24 protein-coding genes and 1 pseudogene are annotated in these 25,405 nt (G+C 63.3%); 9 read left to right on the top strand and 16 right to left on the bottom strand.

The window, feature by feature from the left end:
* Positions 1-52: 52 nt before the first annotated feature.
* Together ACP3TE_RS08835 and ACP3TE_RS08830 are read left to right on the top strand one after the other, a co-directional pair.
* Complete coding sequence (locus ACP3TE_RS08835; RefSeq protein ID WP_426736101.1) at positions 53-1,588, top strand: ABC transporter substrate-binding protein; 1,536 nt, start codon at positions 53-55, stop codon at positions 1,586-1,588.
* Positions 1,588-3,393: an ABC transporter permease subunit gene (locus ACP3TE_RS08830; RefSeq protein ID WP_426736099.1), complete on the top strand. Its 1,806-nt coding sequence runs from the start codon at positions 1,588-1,590 to the stop codon at positions 3,391-3,393. Before ACP3TE_RS08835 ends, ACP3TE_RS08830 begins: the two co-directional genes overlap by 1 nt.
* Before the next feature lie 118 nt (positions 3,394-3,511).
* Here ACP3TE_RS08830 and ACP3TE_RS08825 read toward each other — a convergent pair whose 3' ends face one another.
* From ACP3TE_RS08825 to arsB (ACP3TE_RS08815), 3 genes are read right to left on the bottom strand one after another with little or no spacing between them, the layout of a single operon-like run.
* A complete protein-coding gene (locus tag ACP3TE_RS08825) occupies positions 3,512-4,939 on the bottom strand; it encodes an FAD-dependent oxidoreductase (protein ID WP_426736097.1) in 1,428 nt (475 codons plus the stop codon).
* 42 nt (positions 4,940-4,981) lie between these two features.
* The gene (locus ACP3TE_RS08820; protein WP_426736095.1) at positions 4,982-5,395 is read right to left on the bottom strand and encodes an arsenate reductase ArsC; all 414 of its coding nucleotides are present in this window, start codon (positions 5,393-5,395) and stop codon (positions 4,982-4,984) included.
* 11 nt (positions 5,396-5,406) lie between these two features.
* Positions 5,407-6,462, bottom strand: coding sequence for an ACR3 family arsenite efflux transporter (gene arsB / locus ACP3TE_RS08815; RefSeq protein ID WP_426736093.1), 1,056 nt, complete (start codon positions 6,460-6,462; stop codon positions 5,407-5,409).
* Positions 6,463-6,603: 141 nt separating this feature from the next.
* Between arsB (ACP3TE_RS08815) and ACP3TE_RS08810 the strand changes: the two genes are divergently transcribed.
* Positions 6,604-6,978 carry an ArsR/SmtB family transcription factor gene (locus tag ACP3TE_RS08810; protein WP_332489430.1) on the top strand — a complete coding sequence of 125 codons (375 nt, stop codon included), beginning with the start codon at positions 6,604-6,606 and terminating at the stop codon, positions 6,976-6,978.
* A gap of 29 nt (positions 6,979-7,007) precedes the next feature.
* Here ACP3TE_RS08810 and ACP3TE_RS08805 read toward each other — a convergent pair whose 3' ends face one another.
* Positions 7,008-7,505 carry an N-acetyltransferase family protein gene (locus ACP3TE_RS08805; protein WP_426736090.1) on the bottom strand — a complete coding sequence of 166 codons (498 nt, stop codon included), beginning with the start codon at positions 7,503-7,505 and terminating at the stop codon, positions 7,008-7,010.
* 9 nt (positions 7,506-7,514) lie between these two features.
* Positions 7,515-7,904 carry a MerR family transcriptional regulator gene (locus ACP3TE_RS08800; protein ID WP_286172296.1) on the bottom strand — a complete coding sequence of 130 codons (390 nt, stop codon included), beginning with the start codon at positions 7,902-7,904 and terminating at the stop codon, positions 7,515-7,517.
* 187 nt (positions 7,905-8,091) lie between these two features.
* On the opposite strand from ACP3TE_RS08800, the gene ACP3TE_RS08795 reads away from it, so the two are divergent.
* Entirely contained in the window at positions 8,092-9,615 is a 1,524-nt protein-coding gene (locus tag ACP3TE_RS08795; RefSeq protein ID WP_426736089.1) for a SulP family inorganic anion transporter, read from the top strand.
* Between the two features lie 399 nt (positions 9,616-10,014).
* Here the strand turns inward: ACP3TE_RS08795 and ACP3TE_RS08790 are convergent, their stop codons facing one another.
* The 4 genes and pseudogenes from ACP3TE_RS08790 to ACP3TE_RS08775 all read right to left on the bottom strand — a co-directional run bounded on the left by ACP3TE_RS08790 (position 10,015) and on the right by ACP3TE_RS08775 (position 12,642).
* Complete coding sequence (locus ACP3TE_RS08790; RefSeq protein WP_426736088.1) at positions 10,015-10,425, bottom strand: arsenate reductase ArsC; 411 nt, start codon at positions 10,423-10,425, stop codon at positions 10,015-10,017.
* 11 nt (positions 10,426-10,436) lie between these two features.
* Positions 10,437-11,159 (bottom strand): annotated as a pseudogene (arsB, locus tag ACP3TE_RS08785) (ACR3 family arsenite efflux transporter); the annotation flags it as partial.
* A gap of 242 nt (positions 11,160-11,401) precedes the next feature.
* A complete protein-coding gene (locus ACP3TE_RS08780) occupies positions 11,402-11,617 on the bottom strand; it encodes a CDGSH iron-sulfur domain-containing protein (protein WP_133834746.1) in 216 nt (71 codons plus the stop codon).
* Positions 11,614-12,642, bottom strand: a complete 1,029-nt coding sequence (locus ACP3TE_RS08775; RefSeq protein WP_426736086.1) for an iron-containing redox enzyme family protein — start codon at positions 12,640-12,642, stop codon at positions 11,614-11,616. Before ACP3TE_RS08775 ends, ACP3TE_RS08780 begins: the two co-directional genes overlap by 4 nt.
* A 922-nt stretch (positions 12,643-13,564) precedes the next feature.
* Between ACP3TE_RS08775 and ACP3TE_RS08770 the strand changes: the two genes are divergently transcribed.
* The 4 genes from ACP3TE_RS08770 (at position 13,565) to ACP3TE_RS08755 (ending at position 16,855) form a co-directional block, all read left to right on the top strand.
* Entirely contained in the window at positions 13,565-13,801 is a 237-nt protein-coding gene (locus ACP3TE_RS08770; RefSeq protein ID WP_105658704.1) for a hypothetical protein, read from the top strand.
* A gap of 146 nt (positions 13,802-13,947) precedes the next feature.
* Positions 13,948-15,045, top strand: a complete 1,098-nt coding sequence (locus ACP3TE_RS08765) for a fatty acid desaturase family protein (protein ID WP_426736084.1) — start codon at positions 13,948-13,950, stop codon at positions 15,043-15,045.
* Positions 15,046-15,509: 464 nt separating this feature from the next.
* Entirely contained in the window at positions 15,510-15,713 is a 204-nt protein-coding gene (locus ACP3TE_RS08760) for a cold-shock protein (RefSeq protein ID WP_105658961.1), read from the top strand.
* 707 nt (positions 15,714-16,420) lie between these two features.
* A complete protein-coding gene (locus ACP3TE_RS08755) occupies positions 16,421-16,855 on the top strand; it encodes a hypothetical protein (RefSeq protein WP_426736082.1) in 435 nt (144 codons plus the stop codon).
* A 120-nt stretch (positions 16,856-16,975) separates the two neighbouring features.
* On the opposite strand, the gene ACP3TE_RS08750 is transcribed toward ACP3TE_RS08755, so the two are convergent.
* Positions 16,976-17,938, bottom strand: coding sequence for a cation diffusion facilitator family transporter (locus ACP3TE_RS08750; protein WP_332489439.1), 963 nt, complete (start codon positions 17,936-17,938; stop codon positions 16,976-16,978).
* Positions 17,935-18,366 carry a transporter substrate-binding domain-containing protein gene (locus ACP3TE_RS08745; RefSeq protein ID WP_332727624.1) on the bottom strand — a complete coding sequence of 144 codons (432 nt, stop codon included), beginning with the start codon at positions 18,364-18,366 and terminating at the stop codon, positions 17,935-17,937. The genes ACP3TE_RS08750 and ACP3TE_RS08745 overlap by 4 nt, the downstream gene beginning before the upstream one ends.
* 350 nt (positions 18,367-18,716) lie before the next feature.
* Here ACP3TE_RS08745 and ACP3TE_RS08740 point away from each other — a divergent pair, with 350 nt between their 5' ends.
* Positions 18,717-19,946, top strand: coding sequence for a CynX/NimT family MFS transporter (locus tag ACP3TE_RS08740; protein WP_388025859.1), 1,230 nt, complete (start codon positions 18,717-18,719; stop codon positions 19,944-19,946).
* A 237-nt stretch (positions 19,947-20,183) separates the two neighbouring features.
* Here the strand turns inward: ACP3TE_RS08740 and ACP3TE_RS08735 are convergent, their stop codons facing one another.
* From ACP3TE_RS08735 to ACP3TE_RS08715, 5 genes are all read right to left on the bottom strand, one after another.
* Positions 20,184-21,071, bottom strand: a complete 888-nt coding sequence (locus ACP3TE_RS08735) for an ABC transporter ATP-binding protein (protein WP_286134397.1) — start codon at positions 21,069-21,071, stop codon at positions 20,184-20,186.
* A complete protein-coding gene (locus ACP3TE_RS08730) occupies positions 21,068-22,168 on the bottom strand; it encodes a FecCD family ABC transporter permease (RefSeq protein WP_426736079.1) in 1,101 nt (366 codons plus the stop codon). The genes ACP3TE_RS08735 and ACP3TE_RS08730 overlap by 4 nt, the downstream gene beginning before the upstream one ends.
* On the bottom strand, positions 22,165-23,274 hold the full coding sequence (locus ACP3TE_RS08725) for a FecCD family ABC transporter permease (RefSeq protein WP_105662362.1): 1,110 nt from the start codon (positions 23,272-23,274) through the stop codon (positions 22,165-22,167). Before ACP3TE_RS08725 ends, ACP3TE_RS08730 begins: the two co-directional genes overlap by 4 nt.
* Before the next feature lie 5 nt (positions 23,275-23,279).
* Positions 23,280-24,155, bottom strand: coding sequence for a siderophore-interacting protein (locus ACP3TE_RS08720; protein WP_426736077.1), 876 nt, complete (start codon positions 24,153-24,155; stop codon positions 23,280-23,282).
* A gap of 143 nt (positions 24,156-24,298) precedes the next feature.
* Entirely contained in the window at positions 24,299-25,288 is a 990-nt protein-coding gene (locus ACP3TE_RS08715; protein WP_426736075.1) for an ABC transporter substrate-binding protein, read from the bottom strand.
* Positions 25,289-25,405 lie beyond the last annotated feature (117 nt).

Here is a 25,405-nt window from a genome sequence, read left to right as displayed (position 1 = left end):
CCACCAGCTGATCACCCATCACCGATCACCCATCCCCAAGGACCTCGCACCCATGAATCGACCCCGCCCCAAGACCCTGGCTTTGCTCACCATCCCGCTGGCCGGGGCACTTGCCCTCAGCGGCTGCTTCTCCGCGGCCGCCGAGCAGGCCGGAAGCACCGACCGCATCTCCGTAGCCCACATGCAGCCGCCCCGCTCCGGGCTCAGCCCGCTCAGCGATGACGCGTTCAAGCTCTCGCGCTGGTCCACCGCCGAAACCCTGGTCAATCTCGACGCTTCCGGGGACGCCCAGCCGGCATTGGCTACCAGCTGGGAACGCAGCGGCGAGCTTGCCTGGGACTTCGAGATCCGCGAAGGCGTCAGCTTCCACAACGGCCAGCCGCTGACCGCCCAAACGGTGGCGAACTCCTTGCAGCAGGCCATCGACTCGACCCCGGTGCCGCGCATCCTGAACGGAACCGCATTGAAGGTCGCGGTGCGCGGGGATCACGGACTGCGGATCACCGCCGCGGACCCCGACCCGCTGCTGCCCCAGCGGCTCTCCAGCCCGCAGCTGGCCATCTTCGCCGCCGAAGCCTACACCGCCAACGGGGTGGATCCGGCCGGCCACGGCACCGGCCCCTTCCAGATCGTGGACGTAGACGGGATTTCCGGGGCCACCCTGGACCGGTACGAGGGCTACTGGGGCGAAAAGGCCGCAGCCTCGGGCATCGACGTGAAGTTCGTGCCCGATGGCACCGCCCGCGCCGCCGCGCTGCGCACCTCGGAAGCAGATGTCATCGAGGCCATCCCCGCCGGGCAGGCCGCCACGGTGGACCAGGAGCTGCTCACCGAAGTACCGATGCCGCGCACCAACACGCTGTACCTGAACACCGAAAAGGGCCCGTTCGCCGACCCGGCGGTGCGCGCCGCGGCCCGCGAAGCCATCGACCGGGCGGCCATCGTGGAATCGGTGTACGAGAACCGCGCCGATATAGCCGAGGGCCTGCTCGGCCCGGCCCTGCCCTACGCCGCCGGGCTGCGCGATTCTGGAGAATACCGGCAGCTGCTGGCCCAGCGTGCCGAACCAGCCAAGGTCAAGGACGTGGAAATCACCCTGGGCACCTTCACCGACCGCGCCGAACTGCCAGAAGTCGCGGTGATCCTGGAGCAGCAGCTGGAAGCGGCCGGATTCATCGTGAAGCAGGATGTGCGCGAATACCAGTACATCGAGGCCGACGCACTGGACGGCGCCTTCGATGCCTTCATCCTCTCGCGCGCCACCGTGCTTGATTCCGGGGACCCGGTTGCGTACTTCGCCTCCGACTTCACCTGCGAAGGCGGCTTCGCCATCGCCCAGCTCTGCGACAAGGACGTGGACCAGGCCATCGCCCGGGCCTCGGAAACCGAAGCCGGGGAACAGCGCCAGCAGCAGATCATGCTGGCCGAAGCCCGGATCCTGGGCACCGACGCGGCCATCGCGCTGCTGCACGAACGCGTGATCCAGGGCGAGGGTCCCGCCGTGCGCGATGCCGCGCAGGATCCGCGCGAACGCGAGCTGATCACTGCGCAGACCCGACTGGACAGCGACCAGGAGCCGCAACGCTGATGAACTGGTTCGCCCTGAAGGCGCGGCGCCTCTCCTGGCCGTCCTTCGCATCCTGCCTGCTCAGCGCGCTGGCCCTGCTGCTGGTAGCCGGCGCGCTGCCCTGGCTTTCGCGCACGGACCCGGCCGCCGCGGTGCTGCGCGCACGCTATGCCGAACTGGAACCCACCGAGCAGGCCCTGACCTCCGTGCGCGCGCAGCTGGGCCTGGACCAGGGCCCGCTGGCCACCAGCCTGCACTGGTGGTCCGGGGTGCTGCACGGGGATCTGGGCAGCTCCTGGGTCAGCGGTGCAGAAATCGCTCCCGGCGCCTGGCGGGCGCTGTCGGTCTCCGCCACGCTCACCGCCTTCGCCACCATCATCGCGCTCGCCGTGGCCTTCGCCCTGGTGCTGCCCGCCGCGCTGCGCGTGCTGCGCAACCGGCAGCATTCAGGATCCGGGCCGCTGGGCGTGGCACTGACCGCCTTGCCCGAATTCCTGCTGGCCAGCTTGCTGCTGGTACTGGTGGCGGTGCAGCTGCAATGGCTTCCGCCCTACGGGTGGACCGGGCTGGACACCGCGATCCTGCCCGCACTGGCCCTGGGCATCCCGGCCGGCGGATTACTCGGCCGGCTGCTGGCCGATGCCATCGCCTCGGTGGCCGCCGAACGCTGGGCCGGGATCTGGCACCTGGCCGGAGCTCCGGCACCGGCCATCCTCTCCGGGGTGCTGCGCCGGGCCGCCGCGGCAGTCATCGACCAGCTCGGCCTGGTGTTCATCGGCTTGCTCGGCGGCGCGGTGGCCGTGGAGCAGGTCTTCGCGGTGCCCGGACTTGGCCGCTACCTGCTCGGGGCGGCCAATGCACAGGACATTCCCGCCTTGCAGGCCGGCCTGCTGCTGATGGCGGGATCGGCGCTGCTGATCGGAATGCTCACCGCAGCGGCCCGGCGCGCGCTGCGCGGCGGCGCCCTGCCCGCCGGATCGCTGCCAGCCCCGCCCGAGGCGCGCGGCAACGGCAGGATCCAGCGCTGGACTGCGGCGATCACCTGCACCGCGCTGCTGGCCATCCTGGCTTTCGGACTGCCGCGCGACCCCTACACCCTTGCCTTCCAGAGGCTGCAAGCCCCGAGGGCCGGTCTGCCGTTCGGCGCCGATTCCAGCGGACGGGATCTGCTGGCCCGCGTGGCCCACGGAACCTTGGGCACGGTAGGCCCGGCACTGGCGATCGTGGCCTGCGCAATCCTGATCGGCCTGCTGCTTGCGGCGGCAGGCGAGATCTCGCGCGGGCCGGCGGTAATCGCCAACGCGACTCCGCCGATTCTGGCCGGAGTGGTCATCGCGGCCCTGCTGGGCCCGTCGGTGGGCGGTGCGGCGCTGGCCGTGCTCTGGGTGAGCTGGCCTCCGCTGGCCACGCATGCTGCCTCGCTGCTGGACGAGGCCCGGGCCATGCCGCATATCCGCTGGCTTCCGCTCTCGGGGGTGCCGCGCGGCCGGATCTGGGTCCAGCATTTGCTGCCCGCGGTGCTTCCGGCCCTGCTGAGGCACGGGATGCTGCGGTTGCCCGGGGTGGCACTGGCTTTGGCTGCCCTCGGATTCCTCGGGCTCGGGGCTCAGCCGCCCACCCCGGAGTGGGGCCTGCTGCTGGCCGAAGGCATCGGCTATGTCGAGCGGGCTCCGTGGACTGCCATCGCCCCGGCTACCGCACTGGTGCTCACTTCCGTGTGCGCGGTGGCGCTCGCCGGAATCCCGGCGCCGCAGCGTGCCGGTACCCGAGGCACGGCTGCGCAGCAGGATCCGGCGGCCAGGAACACGCCGGTCCCGGTGAGCTGAAACGCGGGCCTATCCCGGCCCTGGAAAGAAAATGGAGCCAAGGGGCAACGCGGCATATGCCGCGCTGCCCCTTGGCTCCATCGAGTTTCCGTGGCGATCGCCCCTTGCCCAAGCAGGCTTACTGGGCGGCCACTTCGCTGTTGCCGTGCCGTGTTCCTGTGGCCAATCCCAGGCTCACCGGCTGCGGCGAGGTGCAGCAGCCGGCCGCTTCGGCGGGCTCGGTTCCGCTGGCGGTGCCGCCGTCCGCGGGGGCATCGCAGGAACCGCCCAGATCCGTGGAGCAGACCCCGGTTTCCGGCAGATCCAGTTCAACCCGGCCTGCCCCGTCGGCATCGCCGGACAAGGCAGCGGCAATGGAGCGCACCTGCTCGTAGCCGGTAGCCATCAGGAACGTCGGAGCCCGTCCATAGCTCTTCATTCCAACGATGTAGAAGTTCTTTTCCGGGTGCGCCAATTGCTTTTCGCCGTGCGCGCTGACCGTTCCGCAGCTGTGGAATTCCGGATCGATCAATGGCCCGAGCTGGCGCGGGGCTTCAACGCATTCATCCAGGTCCAGGCGCAGTTCGGAGAGCATCTGCAGATCCGGGCGGAAACCGGTGGCGGCGATGATGCGGTCAACGCCCAGCTCGCGCCCGTCAGCCAGCGATACGGACAGCTGATCCCCTGCGCTCATCGAAGCGACGGAGACATTTTCCAGCAGTTCCACGTTGCCGTTCTCCACCAGCCGGCGCAGCGACGTGCCCAGCTGGCCCCGGGCTGGTAGCTGGTCAGCAGCTCCGCCACCGTAGAGCCGGATCGGGTTGGCCGCCCCGCGCAGGCCCCAAAGGATCCGAATGTCCGGGAACTTCTTCTGCAACCGGCCCAGGGCAATGACGGTATTCGCCGCCGAATGCCCGGCGCCAAGCACCAGCAATTTCTTGCCCGCGAGCTCCTGCTCATCGGCGCCCAGCGGATCAGGCAGCCCGCAGATGATGAAGCCGCGCTCGCGCGCCTGCGCTTCGCCGATGGCCTGGATTCCGGCCCGGCCTACCGGGCTTGGCTGGTTCCAGGTGCCACTGGCGTCAACCACGGCACGGCCGAGAAGATCCACCGGGCCGCCCGGAGTTTCGGTGCGCACCAGGAACGGGGCTTCATCGCGGTGCGCGGTGCGTGCCTTGTCGGCACCGCGGCCGTCGGCCAGCACGCGGCTGATCTTCGCCACGCGGTGGCCGTAGCGGATGCGCGGTGACAATTCCGGGTGGGCGGCCAGCGGCTGGAGATATTCGCTGACCAACTCCGCGCCGGTGGGAAGCTTGGTGATCCGCGGCGCTTCCCAGCCTCCTGCGTATCCCTCGCTGGGGGTTTCCAGCAGCCGGCGGGCGGCCGCATCGATATTGAAGCGCCATGGGGAGAAGAGCTTGATGTGGGACCACTGGGCTATTGCGGCGCCGGCGCTGTCCCCGGCTTCCAGGACAAGCACTTCCAGCCCGCGTTCGCGCAGGTGGGCGGCGGTAGCAAGGCCGATGGGGCCGGCGCCGATGACGATGACTGGAAGGTTCTCCTGCATGGGTTTCTCCTTGGCTGCTGGAATTCTGGAGACGGTCTGCGCTTAGCTGGCCGGCAGCAGGTCGGCGATGAGGTTCTCAATCCGGGCACGGATTTCATCACGGATTGGCCGCACGCCGTCAATGCCCTGCCCTGCGGGGTCTTCCAGCTTCCAGTCTTCATAGCGCTTGCCCGGGAAGAATGGGCAGGCATCTCCGCAGCCCATGGTGATCACCACATCGGAGTCTTTCACGGCTTCGGTGGTCAGCACCTTGGGGATTTCCAAGGACATGTCGATGCCGACTTCTTTCATGGCTTCCACGGCGGCCGGGTTAACCGAATCAGCCGGGGCGGATCCGGCCGAGCGGACCTCAATGCGCCCTCCGGAGAGGTGGGAGAGGAAGGCGGCGGCCATCTGGGAACGCCCTGCATTGTGCACGCAGACAAAGAGAACTGAAGGCTTTTCGGCAGCAGTCATGGGTGTTGTCCTTAGGAAGAAGTAGTCGAAGTGCTTACAGCCGGGAAGAATTTCCGGGACCACAGGGCCACGTAGACCAAGGCAACCAGGATCGGCACCTCGATCAGCGGGCCGACCACGCCGGCCAGGGCCTGGCCGCTGGTGGCACCGAAGGTGGCGATGGCTACCGCGATGGCCAGCTCGAAGTTGTTGCCGGCGGCGGTGAACGCCAGAGTGGTGGTGCGCGGGTAACCCAGCTTCAGCCAGTGGCCGATGAGCATTCCGGCACCGAAGACCACCACGAAGTAGATCAGCAGCGGGATCGCCATGCGCAGCACATCCAGGGGCTTGGAGATGATGTTATCGCCCTGCAATGCGAAGAGCAGCACGATGGTGAACAGCAGCCCGTACAGTGCCCACGGCCCGATTTTCGGCAGGAATTTTCCCTCGTACCAGTCGCGGCCCTTGGCCTTTTCGCCCAGGGTACGGGTCAGGTAGCCGGCCACCAGCGGAATGCCCAGGAAGACCAGCACCGAGGCGGTGATGGCGGCAATGGAGAACTCGGCGCTGGTGGTTTCCAGCCCCAGCCACGATGGCAGCAGCTGCAGGTAGAACCAGCCCAGGGCACCGAAGGCGATGACCTGGAAGACCGAGTTGATGGCCACCAGCACCGCGGCCGCTTCCCGGTCCCCGCAGGCCAGATCATTCCAGATGAACACCATGGCGATGCAGCGGGCCAGGCCCACAATGATCAGGCCGGTGCGGTATTCGGGCAGGTCTGCCAGGAATACCCAGGCCAGGACGAACATGAACGCCGGGGCCAGGACCCAGTTGATCACCAGCGAGGTGATCATCAGCTTCTTGTCGGCCAGCACGCGGCCGGTTTCGTTGTAGCGGACCTTGGCCAGCACCGGATACATCATGACCAGCAGGCCGATGGCGATGGGTACCGAGACCCCGGCCACGGTGAAGCGGTCCAGCAGCTCGCCCAGCTGAGGGAAGATGCGGCCCAGACCCAAGCCGACGCCCATGGCCAGCAGGATCCACAGGGCCAGGTAGCGGTCCAGGAAGGAAAGTTTTGCCGCCACGGGGGCAGTGTCTAGCGCAGGCGCGGGTGCCACTGATTCATCACTCCAAGAATAGGCATCGACGATTGTCGATGTTTTGAGTATGATGAAACATATCGACGTTTGTCAATCTCTGGCGCCAGAAGAAAAGAGCCAAGGCCCGTGAGCACAGCCACCGTGAATCCTGCCGGAGAAACTTCCCCAGTACCGGCAGCCGACGCCTGCTGCACGCCATCCCAAGGCGAGGCAATCCTCAACGCCGGGCAGGCCGAAGCGTTGGCGCTGCGCTTCAAGGCCCTGGGCGATCCCAACCGCCTGCGCATCCTGTCCATCGTCTCCGCCAGCGAATCGGCCGAGACGTGCGTCTGCGACCTGCCCGAACCATTGGGCCTCAAGCAGCCGACGGTCTCGCACCACCTGAAAATCCTGGTGGAGGCCGGAATCCTGCACCGCGAAAAGCGCGGGGTGTGGGCGTACTACTCCGTCGTCCCTGGCGCTTTGGAATCCCTAGGATCCAGCCTGGCACCCAAGGGCTAGGCCGCAGACCCACCTGGGCAGGGCGCTACCTAGAGCCTGAGCTCATACAGGACGGTATCCAGCCACTGCCCCGCCACTGCCCCTCGGGCACCCTGGGCAATCCGCTCGCGCCGGCCAACCTCGCGGAACCCTGCCCTGGCATGCAGCGCCCTGCTGGCTTCGTTGCCGGCAATGACGGCCGACTGCACCATCCAGTAATCTTCTTTCCTTGCCCGGGCGATCAGCTCGGCCAGCAGCCGGGCGCCAACGCCGCATCCGGCATAATCCGGATCAATGTACACGGAGTGCTCCACCACGCCGAGGTAGGCCGGGCGGGCCGAAACCGGGCTGGCCGCAGCCCAGCCAAGAACCTTGGCATCGGGCGCAACGGCCACCAGCGACAATGCAGGAATTTTCGCCGCGAAGAACTTCTCGCGTGCCGGCACCTCGGATTCGAAGGTGGCCAGGCCGGTCTCGATGCCGCTGGCATAGATGCGGGCGATATCCGCCCAGTGGTTCTGCGCCATCGCGGCTAAGCGGATCTCCATGCTTCCGGCCTACTTGGTGCGAAGGTCCGCGATGAAGGACTCGGCACGCTGCAAGTTCAGCGCGAGCTTGTCGCGCTTGGCGCTGGCACGCTGGGTGTAGTCATCGAGCTTGGCCCGGGCGACGGAGTCCTGCGGATCTGCCGCGAGCGCGTCCACCGCGTCAAGCAGCTCCCCCATTTCCTCCAGCGAGAAGCCCAGCGGCTTCATCGATCGGATCACCAGCATGCGGGCCAGATCCGAGTCGGTATAGATCCGGAAACCGCCTTCGCTGCGGGTGCTCGCCGGCAGCAACCCCACCTCGTCGTAGTGGCGGATGGTGCGATGCGACAGGCCGGTAGCCTCGACCATGTCACCGATATGCATCGAACCGCCCGCACCTTCGGTCTTCGCTTGATCCATGAAGTCCTCCGTTTCCTCCAATTACAACCCTACCCTTACGTTAGGTTAGAGTTATATTCGACGGCATCAGGTCTACGACCGCTCCGGCAGCTCTTGCCTCGTCTGCGGCGCAATGATGCCCATCCCATGAATTCTACGCACTGCACGTGCCCCACGCTTACTGGCTTGAAACGAAGGGAGCTCATCCATGAGCACCAGCACCACAGCGGATCCTTCCGCACTGAGTCCCACCGAGCGCCAATCGGTATTGCGCACCCTGAAATCACCGCGGCTGCTGAAAACAGAGGTGCTGGCAGGCCTGGTCGTGGCCCTGGCCCTGATCCCCGAGGCCATCGCCTTCTCGATCATCGCCGGAGTTGACCCGCGCATCGGGCTCTTCGCCTCCTTCACCATGGCCGTGTCCATCTCCTTCTTCGGCGGACGCCCCGCGATGATCTCCGCGGCCACCGGCGCCATCGCGCTGGTCATCGCACCGCTGGTAGCCAGCCACGGCGTGGACTACTTCATCGCCGCAGTCATCATGGCAGGCGCCTTCCAGGTGGTACTGGCCCTGCTGGGCGTGGCCAAGCTGATGCGCTTCATCCCCCGCCAAGTCATGGTCGGATTCGTCAACGCGCTGGCCATCCTGATCTTCCTCTCCCAGGTCCCCGAGCTGCTCGGGGTCCCGTGGCTGGTCTACCCGCTGGTGGCCCTGGGCCTGCTGATCGTCTTCGGCCTGCCCAAGCTGACCACCGCCATCCCCGCCCCGCTGGTGGCTATCGTGCTGCTGACGCTGATCACCGTATTCGCCTCGGTTGCCGTACCCACCGTGGGAGACAAGGGCCAGCTGCCCGAGTCCCTTCCAACACTATTCTTCCCGGATATCCCGCTGAACCTCGAAACCCTGCAGGTGCTCTTCCCCTACGCACTGGCCATGGCCTTCGTCGGCCTGCTCGAGTCCTTGATGACCGCCAAGCTGGTCGATGACGTCACCGACACCCACTCGAACAAGACCCGCGAATCCTGGGGCCAGGGCGCGGCGAATATCATCACCGGATTCTTCGGCGGCATGGGCGGCTGCGCGATGATCGGGCAGACCATGATCAACGTCAAGGCCTCCGGGGCACGCACCCGCATCTCCACCTTCCTGGCCGGAACCTTCCTGCTGATCCTGGTCGTGGCACTGGGCGACATCGTGGCGCTGATCCCGATGGCCGCACTGGTCGCGGTAATGATCTTCGTTTCCATAGCCACCTTCGACTGGCACAGCATCCGCCCTTCCACGCTGCGCATGATGCCCAAGAGCGAAACCACGGTCATGCTCATCACCGTGGCTTTCACGGTCGCCACCCACAACCTGGCCATCGGCGTCGGGGTGGGCGTGCTCACCGCGATGGTGCTCTTCGCCAACCGGGTGGCCCATCTGGTCACCGTGGAACGCCGCCTGGCGGAGCACTTCGGGGAGCAGATCGCCAAGTATGAGGTCAATGGCGAGCTCTTCTTCGCCTCCTCCAACGATCTCTACACCCAGTTCCACTACGCCGAGGATCCGGACCGCGTGGTCATCGACATGTACAACTCGCACCTGTGGGACGCCTCTACCATCGCATCGCTGGATGCCATTACGGAGAAGTACGAGAAATACGGCAAAACCGTTCAGATCGAGGGTCTGAATACCGCCAGCCTGAAGATGCGCGAACGCCTAGGCGGAAAGCTCGGCGGCGAGCACTAAGAGGGCGCAGGCAAGCACGGGCAGCCAGGCTGCCGATAAAAATCCGTGCAAATGCTCGGCGGGGGTTTTGAACTGGTCCGCGATAGTTGGCCCAGTTAGAAGAATTCGAACCGCTCTTGGCGCAGGTTCTCGCTTACCAGCCGGTGGCCTCACCGTTTTCCCGCGGCGCCTCGGACTCGATCTGAGCGCAGAAATTCGCGGTAAGAGCTGCAATTGAAGCCCATGCAAACTAGCTGGGTGCTGCGCGCCGGGTTCTGCGAAAGCTTTCTACTATCCGCACTAGGGAGTATGCGGTTTCCAAACCAAAAGGCCTGGCAGACGCCAGGCCTTTTGGCGTTGAACTAGGACTCACTGGAAGCATGGAAGCCATGCCTGCCTGGCTCCTCGCCAAGAGCGAGACTAGGTGCCCTTGATACGCTCCCACAGATCGTTAACGCGAGTCTCGATATCGCTGAAGATCTTGCTGGTCTTCTCGAATGTCACATCCTGCGGATCGGCGATTTTCCAGTCAAGGTATTCTTTGCCCGGGAAGAATGGGCAGGCATCTCCGCAGCCCATAGTGATCACCACATCGGAGTCCTTCACGGCTTCGGTGGTCAGCACCTTGGGGATTTCCAAGGACATGTCGATGCCGACTTCTTTCATGGCTTCCACGGCGGCCGGGTTAACCGAATCAGCCGGGGCGGATCCGGCCGAGCGGACCTCAATGCGCCCTCCGGAGAGGTGGGAGAGGAAGGCGGCGGCCATCTGGGAACGCCCTGCATTGTGCACGCAGACAAAGAGAACTGAAGGCTTTTCGGCAGCAGTCATGGGTGTTGTCCTTAGGAAGAAGTAGTCGAAGTGCTTACAGCCGGGAAGAATTTCCGGGACCACAGGGCCACGTAGACCAAGGCAACCAGGATCGGCACCTCGATCAGCGGGCCGACCACGCCGGCCAGGGCCTGGCCGCTGGTGGCACCGAAGGTGGCGATGGCTACCGCGATGGCCAGCTCGAAGTTGTTGCCGGCGGCGGTGAACGCCAAGGTGGTGGTGCGCGGGTAACCCAGCTTCAGCCAGTGGCCGATGAGCATTCCGGCACCGAAGACCACCACGAAGTAGATCAGCAGCGGGATCGCCATGCGCAGCACATCCAGGGGCTTGGAGATGATGTTATCGCCCTGCAATGCGAAGAGCAGCACGATGGTGAACAGCAGCCCGTACAGTGCCCACGGCCCGATTTTCGGCAGGAATTTTCCCTCGTACCAGTCGCGGCCCTTGGCCTTTTCGCCCAGGGTACGGGTCAGGTAGCCGGCCACCAGCGGAATGCCCAGGAAGACCAGCACCGAGGCGGTGATGGCGGCAATGGAGAACTCGGCGCTGGTGGTTTCCAGCCCCAGCCACGATGGCAGCAGCTGCAGGTAGAACCAGCCCAGGGCACCGAAGGCGATGACCTGGAAGACCGAGTTGATGGCCACCAGCACCGCGGCCGCTTCCCGGTCCCCGCAGGCCAGATCATTCCAGATGAACACCATGGCGATGCAGCGGGCCAGCCCCACAATGATCAGGACTGCTCCGTCGTCCCTGACGCTTTGGAATCCCTGGGCGCCAGCTTGACGGCCAAACCCTACGCAGGCTTGCCGCAACTGCATTCCAGGCGGCTGGGATCGCGCCACCCGGGATCCACCAACTAGCCGCATTCCCGCGTCCGCGCAGGCAGCTCGGCGAACGGCATCAAACGCTGCAGGTCCCGGCAGTGCCGGCCCGCTGCGGACCGGATGCGCAATAGCCCGTTTCAGGAGCCAGTGTCCTACTTCGGGCGCTCGAACTTCATCAGCTTGTGCGTGCCATCGCAAAAAGGCTTGATGGCAGAGCCCCCGCAACGGCATAGCGCGACCGGCCCTTTCCGGGCCTCGATGGATTGCCCCTCGGCATCCACGATTTCAAATTCTCCCCTGAGCAGCAATGGGCCCTGCGGGCAAACAGTAATCATGGCCGCTTCCGAAGCGCTGCGCCCCTCGCTCATACCACTGCCCCCGCTCCGGCATGCAACGCCGACCTTCCAGCTTCCCACGCGTCCAAGTACTTCGCGCCTGCCAACGCGTCAACCGCTGCCGCGGCTTGGGCTCCGAAGAGTATGTCGGGCACCAGATCCGGTTCGTCTTCAGCCAGTCCGCCCGCGAGGTCGCGGCCGGCAATTTGCTCATGGACAGCATCAGCTTCCACATGCTCATCGAAGTAATCGGTCAGCGGGGATTCATATCCCAGGCGCCGGAACCCGCGGGCATAAGCGGCCTGGGGTATTGAGGAAGTCATCTCGTACAGTGCCAGGTGGCCAGTGATGGCTCCCCGAAGGCGCCGGTGCATGCCGAAGAGCGAAATCATGTTCACTGCCGCCAGCGTCACCGCCGGTATGCGGTCCACGTACGCGCCGAAATCATCACGCAACCCCACGCCCTTCATGGTCTGCCTGAACAGCTCGCTATGCATTCGCGGCAGCTGCCCATTTCCGTATTCATCAGCCTGGATCTCCACCATGGCGGCTTTTGCACGGCCTTCGAGTTTCGGGATCGCCCAGGTATGCGGATCAGCTTCCTTGAGCTGGTAAATCGACTTCAGTATCAGGAATTCGCGTGCTTGGCCGGCAGTGGCCTTGCGCTGGATGAACTTCGAAACCGACGGCCCAGCATCATCAGCAGCAAGCTCGAACAGGGCTTGGGCCACTTTCGCGGAGCTGGGTTCCACGCTTGGAATCGAGCCTGCCGCCTCGCGCAGCGCTTGCTCGAAAGCCTCCTCGATCCGGGCCCGAAGCGAAAGGAGCCCGGGGTCCCATTCCCAGCGGTCATCGACTTCTTCAAATCCCCGATAGTGCAGTTCGTAGAGCACGAAAAGGCTCAGCTGCAGGTCCCCGTCATCCAGCACATCCGAAGCCGCAGCCAACCGATCAGTTGCGACCGTTGCCAAATAGGCTGCGTATTCCTCCGAGGGGTTGCACAGCAACGCATTGTTCAGCGCTTGGGACAGGTCTCCGCGGGGTACGGGCAGATGCATGATGCTCCTTTGTTCACGCTGATCGCACGGTCAGCAATAGTGGCAGTAGGATGATCGTGCCAGCATCCCCGGGATATAACCACCATTGGGAGGAAAAGCCAAGGTAAGCCCCTGATCGTGCTCCCCAGCTATGTTCTCGACAGCACCTTATCCCTGAGGAACATAGGGCTGTCGGCCGGCCAATCTCGACATGATGTCTTGTCCCAGCTTTTCCATAGCCAGTGGGAGCTGCGACCGGGATTGGGTTGGGATCATGATGGCAACCGATTAGAGGCAGAACTTACCGGAGTCGTCAGGGAGCACCTGTCGCCGCCCACTCTTATTGGCACATTCAATCTGGCAAGTAAGCAGGTCATGCCGTGTAAAACTGCCGACAATACTGGCGCCCAGAAGTTGCTCGCACCTCTGACAACAAACCCGGTCCAGAATCTTTTGCTCCATGTCCACACCCAACTGCTAGGTGTCGACTCGTTCATTTCCCCAAGATGAAAAACAGGTTCCCTAGGGCTGTCGCGTTGCCACTTTAGTATCGAGTAGGCCCGTCTGCTACTCCAGCAAGGGACCAATTACTTGGCATCAATCACTCGCTCGCACTTTCGAATAACGAACTTTCAGGGCCGCACTGGTCGTCAGGTCCGTGCTCGCTAATCAAGGAGAGTCATGCCCCTAAGCCACTAATGTCACAGCTTTGAAGCAGTGGGCCCGGGCACTTCAGAGGCACTGGAAGTTACACAGAGTTACTACAGTTGCTCCATGGGCCCTACTGCGATCGATTATTCGGGATCCAGCGCTGGGCGCTTGGCAGGCGCTGTATTACGAGAAGCTGCTCCCTCAATACCCTGCTAGGCTCAAGATGCTGCCGACGTTGCGCCGCGTGTACGGAAGAAACATCCGAATTTATCTTCATCGATGGGAATATCTCATGGGCAACAGCCCTGAAGCAGCACTAGGTATCGCACTACTGACATCACTGGTCCGCCAAGACCGAGAAGCCTTCCTGATCATCGCCTCCGAGCTGGAAGGAGGCAACACGCAAGCCGTGGCCATCCTTGCACGGCTAGGTGAAGCAATGGTCGCGATGATCGCTGAGCTGCTGCAGATCGGCAACGAGGAAGCGCTCACACGCATCGCAGCGTCACTGGCCCTCAAAGCTGGATAGAACTCAAAGAAATATGTGAAAGAGCAGAATCTGACAGCGGAAGAACAGCGAGAGCGGCCGTGAACCTGAGTAGAATGGGGGTAATAGGCTCGGTCGGGTAATTTATTGTTCACGACGCAGCGAGCTCTTTCAATCAAGGATTATATTTGCCTCGCAGTTCTCTGCTGGACGCTCCAGCACCCACCGTTAAACCCGGTGATCCTCAAAGTTTCTTCCACGTCAAGAAGCTGGTCACCGAAGCTGGACTGGTCGGCCGCCGCCGCGGGCACTATCTCGGGTTGGGCATCGTGCTGACGGTGCTGCTAGCCGGCACCGTTACCGGTTTCATCCTCCTGGGCGACAGCTGGTTCCAGTTGCTGATGGCCGCAGCCTTGGGCCTGCTGCTCACCCAATTCGCGTTCCTGGCGCACGAGGCGGCACACCGCCAGATCCTGGCTTCGCACAAGCGCAATGACAAGCTGGGCCAGTTCCTGGCCAATATCGTCGTGGGCATCAGCTACCAGTGGTGGATGAACAAGCACAACAAGCACCACGCCACCCCCAATACCGTGGGCAAGGATCCGGACATCGAGTGGGACACCATCTCCTTCCAGACCGAGGACGCCAAGCGCCAGCGCGGCCTGCTCAAGTGGATCACCAACCGCCAGGGCTACCTGTTCTTCCCGCTGCTCACCCTTGAGGGCTTGAATCTGCATATGCATTCGATCAAGTACCTGTTCAAGGCCGGCCGGGTCAAGAACCGCAAGCGCGAGATGACCGGCATTGCACTGCGCATCGCCATCTACCTGGCGATCGTGTTCTACTTCCTGCCAGTGGGCATGGCTTTCGCCTTCCTCGGCGTGCAGCTGGCAGTCTTCGGCGTCTACATGGGTGCCTCCTTCGCCCCGAACCACAAGGGCATGCCGATGGTTCCCCAGGACGCCCGCATCGACTTCTTCTCCCGCCAGGTACTGACCGGACGCAATGTCATGGCCAAGTCCAGCTGGGGAAACCGCGTGCTCTCCCACGTCTACGGCGGATTGAACTACCAGGTAGAGCACCACCTGTTCCCGTCCATGCCGCGCGCCAACCTGGCCGGCGTCTCGCGCATCGTGCGCCAGTACTGCGACGAGCACCAGGTCCCGTACACCGTGGCCAGTGTCCGCGAATCCTACGCACAGGTGATCACCTACCTGAACAAGGTCGGGCTATCGGCCCGGGATCCATTCGAGTGCCCAATCATCTCCGGATACCGAATCCCATAACGGTCTTGCTGCAGGCACAGAACAACGAAATCAGCTCCCCTGGCAGGACTTCGGCTTCCCCTCACAGCAAACCGGCGAGATTAAGTGAGCTCCTCATGGTAGTCTAGATATTAGAGCCAATAAGGAAAATTGAAAATTCCTATTGTTCCTCCCTTGGATTTTTAATAAGCGTTTCCTCGGAATTTTTCCCATGAGAGCGAATCGCATCACTTGAAATATTCGTCCCCACTTCCGTGGTGGGGCAGTCGGTTTGAAACTGCGTTTCTATAGAACCTCTTCGACCGCTATTACATGCGTCTCCAGTGAATTCTTACTCCAGAACTCAGAATTCGATGTTCTGGCTCTCCAAGCTATTCATGCTTGATTAAGTTTCACGGGATGCAACAAAAATAATGGCTTCAGTGCTGCTACGGTGGCACAAGCTCAAATCGCGACATATCGCGAATTACGATTTAGGAATACACATGGCTACTGGCACTGTAAAGTGGTTCAACTCCGAAAAGGGCTTCGGTTTCATTGAGCCTTCTGATGGATCCGCTGACGTTTTCGCGCATTACAGCGCAATTCAGAGTTTCGGATTCAAGAATCTTGAAGAAGGACAATCGGTCGAATACAAGCTTGAATCCGGTCCAAAGGGACCTCAGGCTGCGGACATCCAGGCACGCTAAGCGCGTTTAGGCCGATCACCCCAAAAGCGGGGCAGGCGGTCGACGGGTTCTAACGGTCGTTGCAACATCCTGAACAATCAGGCGTTGCAACGACCGTACCTTTTTACGCCAAAGATCAGCACCCAGCAACCCGACACGGTCCTGAAGAGCAAGACCAACACCGGGCTAGACGCAACGCTTCGATCATGAGCCGGACTAACGAAAGATTTCAAGCCAAGCGAGACCAACGAGGGTTATATAGCCTACAGTTATATTCCTTCCAAGCACTTGACCGGCTCGTTGATACGCGCCGCTTCAGGCATCTGAAGCTTTTCCGGGACCTGCGCGGTCCAAAACGCTCTGGGTATTGAGTGCAGAATTACTTCGATCCACAGCTTTAAGAGGCGAAACAGGAAAGTGCCCATTCGCTATTCATTCAATTCTTCGACTCTAGTTAGCCCGGCAATCTCGTTCTGCTAAATGGATCTCTGCTCCACTGCTTGCGCAGGGACATCCCACTTGAAAACCTGCGAATTGCACCACATTGGGCATGTGTCCACATAAGGCGCCGCTCGGCGGTTGGAAACAAGATGTATTATCAGAAGAACACTCCACGATGAACACCGAGCGCCAAAGGCGAAACCCGGGGGATTCCGCGGCTTTATGCCGCAGAACTTCGTGGGCGGTCACCTTTCGGAGAGCTGCCATCAGCGGAGGATTAAATGAACATGCCTGAACTAAATATGCGCGCCATGCACCGCGTCGAAAAACTTTTGCATTGCCCCGAGGCCAGAACCCATCTCACTGCGTACGGCTGGATGGAGGGCATGCCCGTGGTATTCGCGCAACGCACTGATCCAGTAGATGAAGTAATGGGCTTCGTATCGGTCCATGGCCGGGCTGTACTCATGGTTCTTGACGATGACCAAACCGATGACCTGCAGCTATGGCACATCACGGTACCCAGCCCGCTGTTTCCCAAAGTTCCCCATTTGCCAGCTGGAACCACCATCAGCGAACTCTGCTCCCGGCAGCACACGGAGAAAATGATGCCCTTTCGCGTCGCTTTCTGGTCCCATAGCGCGGCAATCCATGAGATTCCCTGCTTCGTGCGCAGTGACTGGCCTGGCCAAGTAGCCACGTCACCCACCGATATCGGCTAGTCCGGCGGGGCAGCCAAGGCGGGCTGCTAGCTCCAGCGCCAGCACCCTGCCTCGCCGGTTCTCCTCGCCGGATCGCCGTGCTTCCACTGCGCTTCAAGCGAAGGGCCCGGGCCTCGGTTTTCAGTCCTGCTTGAGGAACTCAGGCAGCTCGGGAACTATCGTCACCACCACGTCATACGCTTTCCAGTCGGTTCCCTCTAGCACTTTTCGCGCTTCCTCGGATTGGGCCAGCGTCACGGTATCGGATTCCGGAACGATGAACGCTTCCGTGTGCTGGACCTGGCCGAGTTCGCGGACCCTCAATCCCGCAGTGCGAACCCAATCCAGGGCATGGAGCTGTTCCTCCATGGCCGGGATCAGCGGGTGCGGATCCGTGCCGTCGACACCTTTGGAACGGCGATCCAGCAAATCCGAGGTTGCGGACTTCGTGCTGTCCCAGCCGTCCTTGAGAATGCCGGCAGCGATCACCAGCGCCGCGGTGGAATCAAGCCACCACAATCCAACGCCGATTCCGGCGACACCGACGATCGAAGCAGCATTGGTCTGCCAGTCGGCCTTGGCCATCTTGGAGTCGGCGTAGAGCAGCTTATTGTGCAGCGGTTGGGCAATCTTGATTTTCAACCGTCCCAGCACCACGGCCGGTGCCGCGATCAGCGCCATGACCGCCATCATGATCCATCCTTGCCATACCGTATGGCCAAACAGGTTCATGGTTCCGATGGTCGGGTGCTCCAGTTTAACCAGAGCCGATACCGATTCGTACGCGAGCATCGCTCCGACGACCAGCAACGCCACTCCTGCGACCAGATGCCCGGCTCCCATGGACCGGTGGTAGCCGTAGGGGTGCGAGCGCCGACGAGCCCTCCGGGTGAACTGCAGTGATGCCAAAAAGGCCAGCTGCGGCAGGACTGAGAGCATGTCTTCGATCCACGCTGTGCGCATGGCCTGCGAATTTCCCACCACTAGTGCCACAAGGGTAATGGTGAGCGCCGTGTATCCGATGCTGATCCACTCGAGCTTCGCAGCGCGCGCCATGAGTTCGCGTTGCTCGGGAGGCAAGTGCGTTCCGGCAGCGTTTTTCATGGCATCTCCTGCGTCTGGTCCAGGAAGTACTCCAGCTCGGACAGGAAAGCATTTTCGCCTGGAGGCACGAGCAGGACTATTTTCCTTTCCTTGCCCTTGGCGTCAATGGCGGTCGTGTAGGGACGAGTGACTCCAGCCTTTTCCGACCACGGCGTCTTGGAGGTGATGCCTCCCGCCACCAAATCCAGCTGGCCTGCTTCCAGCTGCTTCACTAGCTGTTCTTCGCCACCAATGGTCCATTGGATTTCGGCACCTGCATGCTGGGCAAAGTCTTCTATGAGCGCTGGTTCGGCGCCCTGGGGTACTCCATCCCGGATTTCCACGAAATCCGAAGCAGGAGATACTCCGGCCCGAAGCGTCCCGGAACGAACCGTGTCCAGGGTTCCTTCGGGGTCCACCGGCACCGCTGGGAAGCAGGCTGTCGCCATGAAGACGCATCCAAGAGCCGCTGCTGCCTTCACTTGCCGGGTGCGGGACGAACTGTGCCGGAACACCATTCCTCCTGAGCTTGATCGGCCGGGTTGGCCTCCAAACTACTCCGAGGACTCGTGCTGCAATGCAACGCCCGGGAAATATCGGCGAACTCTCAGCTCGCACCTGCAACCTGCCGAAGGAGAATTCGCCCTGGGCTAGTGGATCCAGCCCGGAGTTCCGCCGGCAGGGATTCCCGTTCAATGACACGAATGCCGGATCGCTGCCCGGCCCGTGCCACAATCCGAAGTGGACAATAGCGCCGAGCACCAGTTGGCGCGTCCTATGCGAGGAGGCATCGGCGGCAGTGCAAGCCAAAATGGAACAAGTCCAGCAACGGACCAACGCGGCCTGGATCATCATCGTGGCCTCCGGCGTGGTGGCCGGCCTGCACATCTGGAAGCTCGCCCCCGCGCTGACCGTGATCCAGGACGAATTGGGCTTCTCGCTGATTTTCTCCGGCGTGCTGCTGGGCGTGGTCCAGGTAGCCGGCATGGCCGGCGGCCTGGCCGTTTCCCTGCTTTCGGAAGTCATCTCCCAGCGCCGCACACTGATCCTCGGCTTGCTGCTGCTGGTGCTGGGCAGCGCGCTGGGCGCCTTGTCCCCCAGCGCTCCGCTGCTGCTGGCCACCCGCGTCCTGGAAGGGGCGGGCGTGATCATGGCTACCGTCATGGGGCCGGGGCTGGTGCGCCTCCATGCCCCCATCCGGAACCTGAACATGGCCGTGGGGTGGTGGGCCGCCTACATGGGCATGGCCACCTTCATCGGGGTCTTCTCCACGGCGCTGGTGCTCCAGCACCTGTCATGGCACCTGTGGTGGGGCATCCTCGCGTTCATCACCCTGCTGCCGATTCCGCTGATCCTCAAGTTCGTGGGTGCGGATGAACCCGCCGGATCGGCGGCCCTGCGTGAGGCCGCCCGGCGCATCGCCATCACCGCCCGGGCATCGCGCGTGTGGATCAGCGGCCTGATTTTCGGCTGCTACACGGTGCAATGGATGGCAGTAGTGGGGTTCCTGCCCACCATCTACGAGGAATTCGGCCTGGATCCGGTGGCCGGTGGTTTGGCTTCCGCCGTGGTGGGCGGGCTGAACGCGGTGGGCGCGATCATCTGCGGAGGGCTGCTCCAGCGTGGCGCCAATGGGCGCACGCTGCTGCTAGCCGGCTTCGCGCTGATGTCCCTGGCATCGTTCTGCACCTTCGCCTTCGACTACCCGCCTGGGTTGCTGTGGATCCAGATGATCTGCGTTGGCTTCTTCTCGCTGGCCGGAGCGGCCATCCCGACCACCATGACCCGCGTGGTGGTCGATCTGGCTCCGCCCGGCGGTTCGGCCCCTGCCTCGATGGGCTTGACCCAGCAGATCTTCAACATCGGCAACTTCACCGGCCCGATGCTGCTGGCATCCATGGCCACAATCACCGGCGGCTGGAATGCCACCTGGTTGCTGACCACAGGCTTCGCGCTGCTCGGGGCAATGCTGACCTTGCTGCTTTCGCGCAAGAACTCGCCCTTCGAGTCCGCTCGGCGATCCCGGTAGCTGATGCCAGCCCGCGGCGCTTGACCACTGCACAAAAGGCTGCGGGAACTACCCCGTTAGCCAAACTTGCGCACCAAGAGCCCCGGCTATCCGGACCGGTTCCCAAGCAGTCAGGAAGCTCGTATCCAGCCCGGTTCATGGGATGGTCTCTAAACTCCCCCACCAAGGCTCAACCAAGCGACCGGGTTCTTGCCCATGGCAGCATCTTGCGCCGTGGGCCACCCCGGATCCGAGCTATCAATCGACTGATTTCGGCGCGGACTCGTGACGCAGCCTGCCGGGGACGGCGACCATCATCGGACCGGATGTCACCGGATCGGGGTGAATCTCGCAGTGCACGCCAAATGCCTCGCCAAGGCTCTGCGCCGTAATGACATCTTCTGGTGCGCCGGAAGCCAGTATCTTTCCGCCACGCATCATCACCACGGTGTCGGCGTATCGCACTGCCTGATTGATGTCGTGCAGCACCGCGACCACGGTTTTTCCCGCATCGCGTTGCCGGGCGAACAGGTCCAGCAGCTCCACCTGATGGGCGACATCCAGATAGGTTGTCGGCTCATCCAGCAGCAGAATGGGTGCCTGCTGGGCCAAGGTGGTGGCCGCCCAGACCCTCTGGCGCTGGCCGCCGGAAAGCTCGGCCAGCCGGCGGGTGGCCAAGGGAAGGGTTCCGGTCGCGGCCAGTGCAGCGTGGACCGCCGCTTCATCCTGCTCGCTATGCTGGGCCAGCAGCTTCTGATGCGGGAAGCGGCCGCGGGCTACCAGCTGGGCAACGGTGATCCCCGAGGGAGCGATGGCTTGCTGGCTCAACAGCGACACTTCCCGTGCATAGGCCTTGGGCTTGTAGGATGCGATGGGGTTGCCATCCAGCAGCACCCGGCCGGCCATGGGCTTCAGCAACCTGGCCAGCGCGCTGAGCAGCGTGGACTTGCCGCAGCCGTTGGGCCCGATGATCGCGGTGAATTTGCCCGCTTCGAAGGACGCATCGAGGCAATCGATGACTGGCTCACGGCCATATCCCAGCTGCACCCCCTGCACCTCAAGCCGAGGCGCTGGCTTCCGCGCCACCATGCCCGCTCTTACCGCGTCGGCTGCCTGCTGAGCGGGTTCGGTTCCCAATGCGCTCATGCGCGACTCTCCCTTATCAATAGCCAAATCAAATACACTCCGCCAAGGCAGACGGTCACAATGCCGACCGGCAGCTGGATCGGCATGAAAGCTATGCGTGCCACGGTGTCCGCCGACACCAGCAGCAACGCTCCGAAGCATCCAGCCGGAACGAGGTCCAGCTCGGCACGGCCGCTGAGCCGGGCCGAGATCTGCGGGGCCACCAGGGCCACGAAGGCGATCGGCCCAGCCGCCGCGGTGGCCACCGCCACGAGGCCAACTCCTACAACCACCATCGACGCGCGCACCAGCTTGGCATTCACGCCCAGCGAAATGGCCAGCGGATCCCCGCATTCCAGGATCCGGGCATGGCGTTGCAGCAGAACCGCGGCAAGCGTGAAAATGCCAATGCCCAGCAGCGAAGGACCCACTACGGCATTGCCGACCGAGTTCAGCGAACCAGCACCCCATACCGCTGCAGACATGGCTACCTGGCGTTGAGCTGCCAACAGCATGAACGTGTTGGCCGAGGCCAGCATGGCGCCAACGCCAATACCGACCACAATGAGCCGGAACCCTGTGGTCCCGTTGCGGCTGGCGATCATGAAAACCAATGCCGCGGCCGCCAGGCCTCCGGCAATGGAACCCACGGCAATCTGTGCGGCACTCGCGGTGGTGAAAAGCATCAGCGCCAGCGCCGCGGTGTAAGCCCCCGAACTGAAGCCAATCACGTCCGGGCTGCCCAGGGGGTTCCGGGTCAACGATTGGAAGAGTGCACCAGAGATTCCGAGGGCGAATCCGAATGCCAGTGCCAGGACCACCCGGGTCAGCCGCCAGTCGCGGACCACCACTTCATAACGGTGCTCGGAGTTTCCCAGCAGCGCGGGAATCACCTGGTCCATCGGCACACGCACATCCCCGAGGGCCAGGGATATGAGCCCAACCAGCAGCCCGCACAGGGCCAGGGCCGTACCTACCAGCAGCGAGGTGCGATCAAGCCGCCAACTCCAACGGCCACGACCGATCCGCACTTCCCGTCGTCCGGTTGGCACCTGGCACCCTTGCACACGCGCACCGGCTGCCTCAGCCGGTGCTGGGATCAGGGGCTTGAGGCTCATAGGGTACTCGCGTTCTTGCGCCGGGCCAAGGCCAAGAGCACAGGTGCACCGGCAAAGGCGGTGATGATTCCCGCCGAGACCTCCGCATTGGGCAGGATCACCCGGCCCAGGATGTCGGAACCAAGCAGCAGCACAGGGGCCAGGACGATGGTGAAAATCAGGATCCAGCCCTGTTGCACGCCAAACAGCCAGCGCACCACGTGCGGAATCATGAGTCCGACGAAACCAATCGGGCCTGCCAGCGCGGTTGCCGCGCCGCAGAGCAATGTCACCGCGGCGATGACCGCGATCCGCACCGGGGCGATGCGCACGCCCAGCGCCTTGGCCGGAGCATCCCCCAGGGCAATCGCATTCAGCGACCCGGCGCAGCACAGCGCGATGGCAAGGCCCACTGCCACGAAGGGGACAATCAGCAGCACTGCTGGAAGCTCGTGGCCGTTGAGATTTCCTGCGGTGTATACCCGCATCATGTCGAAAATCTGCGGACGCAGCAGCACCAGCGCGGTGGTGATCCCCGACAGCACCGCGCCGAAGGCCACACCAGCCAGCACCAAGGTCGACGGGTCGGCGGCGCGTCCTCCCTTGGAGAGGGTTAATCCGTATACCGCCAAGGTTGCGGCGAGCGCACCGCCCAAGGCCCACCAGATGGCACCGAGCACACTCAGCGAACCGAAAGCAAAACTTGCCATCACCAAGGAGAATTGGGCTCCGGCGTTGACGCCCAGGATGCCTGGATCCGCCAGCGGGTTGCGGGTCAGCGCCTGGATCAGGGCCCCGGCTACGCCCAACGCGACCCCGGCCAGAACGCCCAGGACCGTACGTGGAACCCGCAACTGCCGGATGACCTGCGCCTCATCGGTATTGAAGGAGGGATTGGTGATGGTCTGCCAGGCCACGGACAGGTCGATCTGGCGGCTGCCGAAGGCCAGCGAGCACAGCACCGTGAACGCCAACAGGGCAATCAGGCCGGCAAGCCATACCAGCTTGGCTCCCGGTGAACCCACCAGCACCCGGTGCCGTTGGTCCGCATCGGTACCGGCCGCGCTGCCCGGTGGTGCTGCGCCGGGTGGGGCCAGCAACAGCCCGGGGTCCCGTGTGGTTGCCACCGTGCTCAGAGCCCCAGGCGTGCAAGTTCGGACTCGTATGCGATCAATGCCTCGTCGTGGTCTTCGAAGCTGTCCCAGAGGGCATCAAGGGCCTCCTTTATACCGGCATCCAAGGCATCCCACTGGGCACGCCACTTCTCGGCTTGCTCGACCCAGTAGCCAATCACCTTGTATTGGGTGCTTGGCCACCGCAGTTCCCGGTGCAGCATCTTGCGGATCTCACGCAGCGCAGCGGATTGCCCGGCCACCCAGACGTACGGGCGGGTTTCCGATCCGGCCGCCGCCTCAACCGCCTTGCGTGCCACCTTGGGCAACACGCTGGGGGCCACGCCGTTTCCGGCCACAATCCACTGCACGCCCAGGTTCGGCAAACCCGACAGGTCCAGGCGCGAGGCCTCATCCGGGATCTCCACCACCAGCTCGGTGCACACCTGTTCACCGGTCAGTTCCACCAGCCGTACCGCGGCCGGCAGCCCGGTCAGGTCGCAGATCAGCACCTGCGAGGTTGCTTCCGGCGGGCAATCGTACAGCCCGGTCGGTGAGTTCAAGCCGATCCGGTCTCCTGGTTCGGCGGCCAGTGCCCACGCGGCGGCAATGCCTCCGTCATGGACCACGAAATCGATATCGATCCACCCCTCGCCGCAGTCGCGGATGGTGTAGGTGCGCATTGGCGCGTCCGGCTGCCCCGGAGGCGTGCGCCAGGTATCCCCATCGGCTACCGGAAGGCACAGCAGGCTGCGGTCCTCGGTATGCGGGAAAAACAGGCGAACATATTCGTCGCCGACCCCCGTGCTGGTGAAGCCCTGCACCGCGAAGCGCAGCCGCTTCAGCGTAGGCGAGAGCAGGCGGGTGGATTGCACGGTTGCTTCAAAAATTTCCATGAAAGGATCCTGAATCTGGGGGCGTCGGCTGCTTGAAGTGCGAACGCAGGAGGGGTGGTTGAGCTGCGCTCAGGCGCAGGCAATGGCCGTATCCGTCCGGCCGGGAAACTTGACGGGGCCGGACGGATGCGGCCATGGCTGGATTATCCGGCGAGGTCGCTGCGGACCTGCTGCAGGAACGCTGTGGCGCCCGACGGCGAACCGTAGGCCATTTCCATGTTGTAGGTGTAGATCCGCTCATTCTTCACAAAGGGCAGATCCTTCCAGTAGGGCGACTTGGCCATGGAGGCGATGGACTTGTCCAGCTCGGCCTTCGCATCCTCGCCAACGCCGGTGGACATCCACACCGCGTCCACGTCCTTGAGCCGGTCCAGTTCCTCCAAGCTCAGCGACAGGCCTTTTTCGCGGCTCAACTCGATGGTCTCCAGGCCAATGGTGTCAAAGACTCCGCATTCGAGGTAGGCGTAGCAGTCGACGTTGACCTTGCCATCCCAGTACCCCAGGGTGGCGACGGTCAGGTCGCCGTTTCCGGCTTCGTCGATAGCGGCTTTGGCTTCGGCACCCGCCTGCTGGTAGTCCTGCAGCCACCGGTCGTACTGGGCCTGCCGGTCGAGGTCCTTGGCGGTCCGCTCGAAGTGCGACTGCCACGTTTCGCCGTCAAAGGCGTTGGTCGTGTAGGTCGGGGCGATGGCCGCGAGCTTCTCATGCACCTCGGCGTCATACCCTAGGCCGTTGAGGATGAAGTCCGGGGCGGCGCCGAGGACGCGCTCGTAGTTGAATTCCGGGTAGTTGGCGAACGGGGTGACCCCCTCCAAGGCTTCCTGGTCGAAGTAGTCCGGGAAGGTAGTGAAGCCGGAGTCGCCGCGAATCGGCTGTTCAGCGGCCAGCGGCACCTCCAGGATGGTCAGGATATCCACGTCGGTGGTGTAGAAACCCAGGGCTGCGGCGGGTTGCTGCTCCAGCGAAACTTCGTGGCCTTGCGGGTCCACGGTCTTCAGCGGGGTTCCTTCGGCCGCCGGGGACGATGGCGCCTGGGAGGCCTCGGAGGACTGGCCGCAGCCGGTCAGGGCCAAGGCCGTGGCGGCAAGCAGCGCGGCTGGGGCCAACAAAGTGCGAGTGATCTTGCGGGTCATGCGGGTGATCCTTAAACGGTCGGCCGCCGGGTGCGTGGACTGCGAGGTCCCACGGAGCGCACCACAAATCGGCACTTAGCATAGGCTAACCTATGTGAGTTACGAAAATAATTAATA

Origin of the sequence: Glutamicibacter sp. 2E12 (assembly GCF_050030965.1) — a bacterium.
GTDB lineage: Bacteria > Actinomycetota > Actinomycetes > Actinomycetales > Micrococcaceae > Glutamicibacter.
The sequence above is the reverse complement of the archived record's forward strand: the minus strand, read 5'-3'. Positions and strand labels throughout refer to the sequence as shown.

Coding starts and splice junctions, on each gene's coding strand:
- ACP3TE_RS08760 (WP_105658961.1), top strand. CDS start 15,510: ATGGCTACTGGCACTGTAAAGTGGTTCAACTCCGAAAAGGGCTTCGGT.
- ACP3TE_RS08800 (WP_286172296.1), bottom strand. CDS start 7,904: ATGGATCAAGCGAAGACCGAAGGTGCGGGCGGTTCGATGCATATCGGT.
- ACP3TE_RS08795 (WP_426736089.1), top strand. CDS start 8,092: ATGAGCACCAGCACCACAGCGGATCCTTCCGCACTGAGTCCCACCGAG.
- ACP3TE_RS08820 (WP_426736095.1), bottom strand. CDS start 5,395: ATGACTGCTGCCGAAAAGCCTTCAGTTCTCTTTGTCTGCGTGCACAAT.
- ACP3TE_RS08770 (WP_105658704.1), top strand. CDS start 13,565: ATGGGCAACAGCCCTGAAGCAGCACTAGGTATCGCACTACTGACATCA.
- ACP3TE_RS08715 (WP_426736075.1), bottom strand. CDS start 25,288: ATGACCCGCAAGATCACTCGCACTTTGTTGGCCCCAGCCGCGCTGCTT.
- ACP3TE_RS08775 (WP_426736086.1), bottom strand. CDS start 12,642: ATGCATCTGCCCGTACCCCGCGGAGACCTGTCCCAAGCGCTGAACAAT.
- ACP3TE_RS08720 (WP_426736077.1), bottom strand. CDS start 24,155: ATGGAAATTTTTGAAGCAACCGTGCAATCCACCCGCCTGCTCTCGCCT.
- ACP3TE_RS08750 (WP_332489439.1), bottom strand. CDS start 17,938: ATGAAAAACGCTGCCGGAACGCACTTGCCTCCCGAGCAACGCGAACTC.
- ACP3TE_RS08780 (WP_133834746.1), bottom strand. CDS start 11,617: ATGAGCGAGGGGCGCAGCGCTTCGGAAGCGGCCATGATTACTGTTTGC.
- ACP3TE_RS08745 (WP_332727624.1), bottom strand. CDS start 18,366: ATGGCGACAGCCTGCTTCCCAGCGGTGCCGGTGGACCCCGAAGGAACC.
- ACP3TE_RS08825 (WP_426736097.1), bottom strand. CDS start 4,939: ATGCAGGAGAACCTTCCAGTCATCGTCATCGGCGCCGGCCCCATCGGC.
- ACP3TE_RS08730 (WP_426736079.1), bottom strand. CDS start 22,168: ATGAGCCTCAAGCCCCTGATCCCAGCACCGGCTGAGGCAGCCGGTGCG.
- ACP3TE_RS08805 (WP_426736090.1), bottom strand. CDS start 7,505: ATGGAGATCCGCTTAGCCGCGATGGCGCAGAACCACTGGGCGGATATC.
- ACP3TE_RS08830 (WP_426736099.1), top strand. CDS start 1,588: ATGAACTGGTTCGCCCTGAAGGCGCGGCGCCTCTCCTGGCCGTCCTTC.
- ACP3TE_RS08755 (WP_426736082.1), top strand. CDS start 16,421: ATGCCTGAACTAAATATGCGCGCCATGCACCGCGTCGAAAAACTTTTG.
- ACP3TE_RS08835 (WP_426736101.1), top strand. CDS start 53: ATGAATCGACCCCGCCCCAAGACCCTGGCTTTGCTCACCATCCCGCTG.
- ACP3TE_RS08735 (WP_286134397.1), bottom strand. CDS start 21,071: ATGAGCGCATTGGGAACCGAACCCGCTCAGCAGGCAGCCGACGCGGTA.
- ACP3TE_RS08790 (WP_426736088.1), bottom strand. CDS start 10,425: ATGACTGCTGCCGAAAAGCCTTCAGTTCTCTTTGTCTGCGTGCACAAT.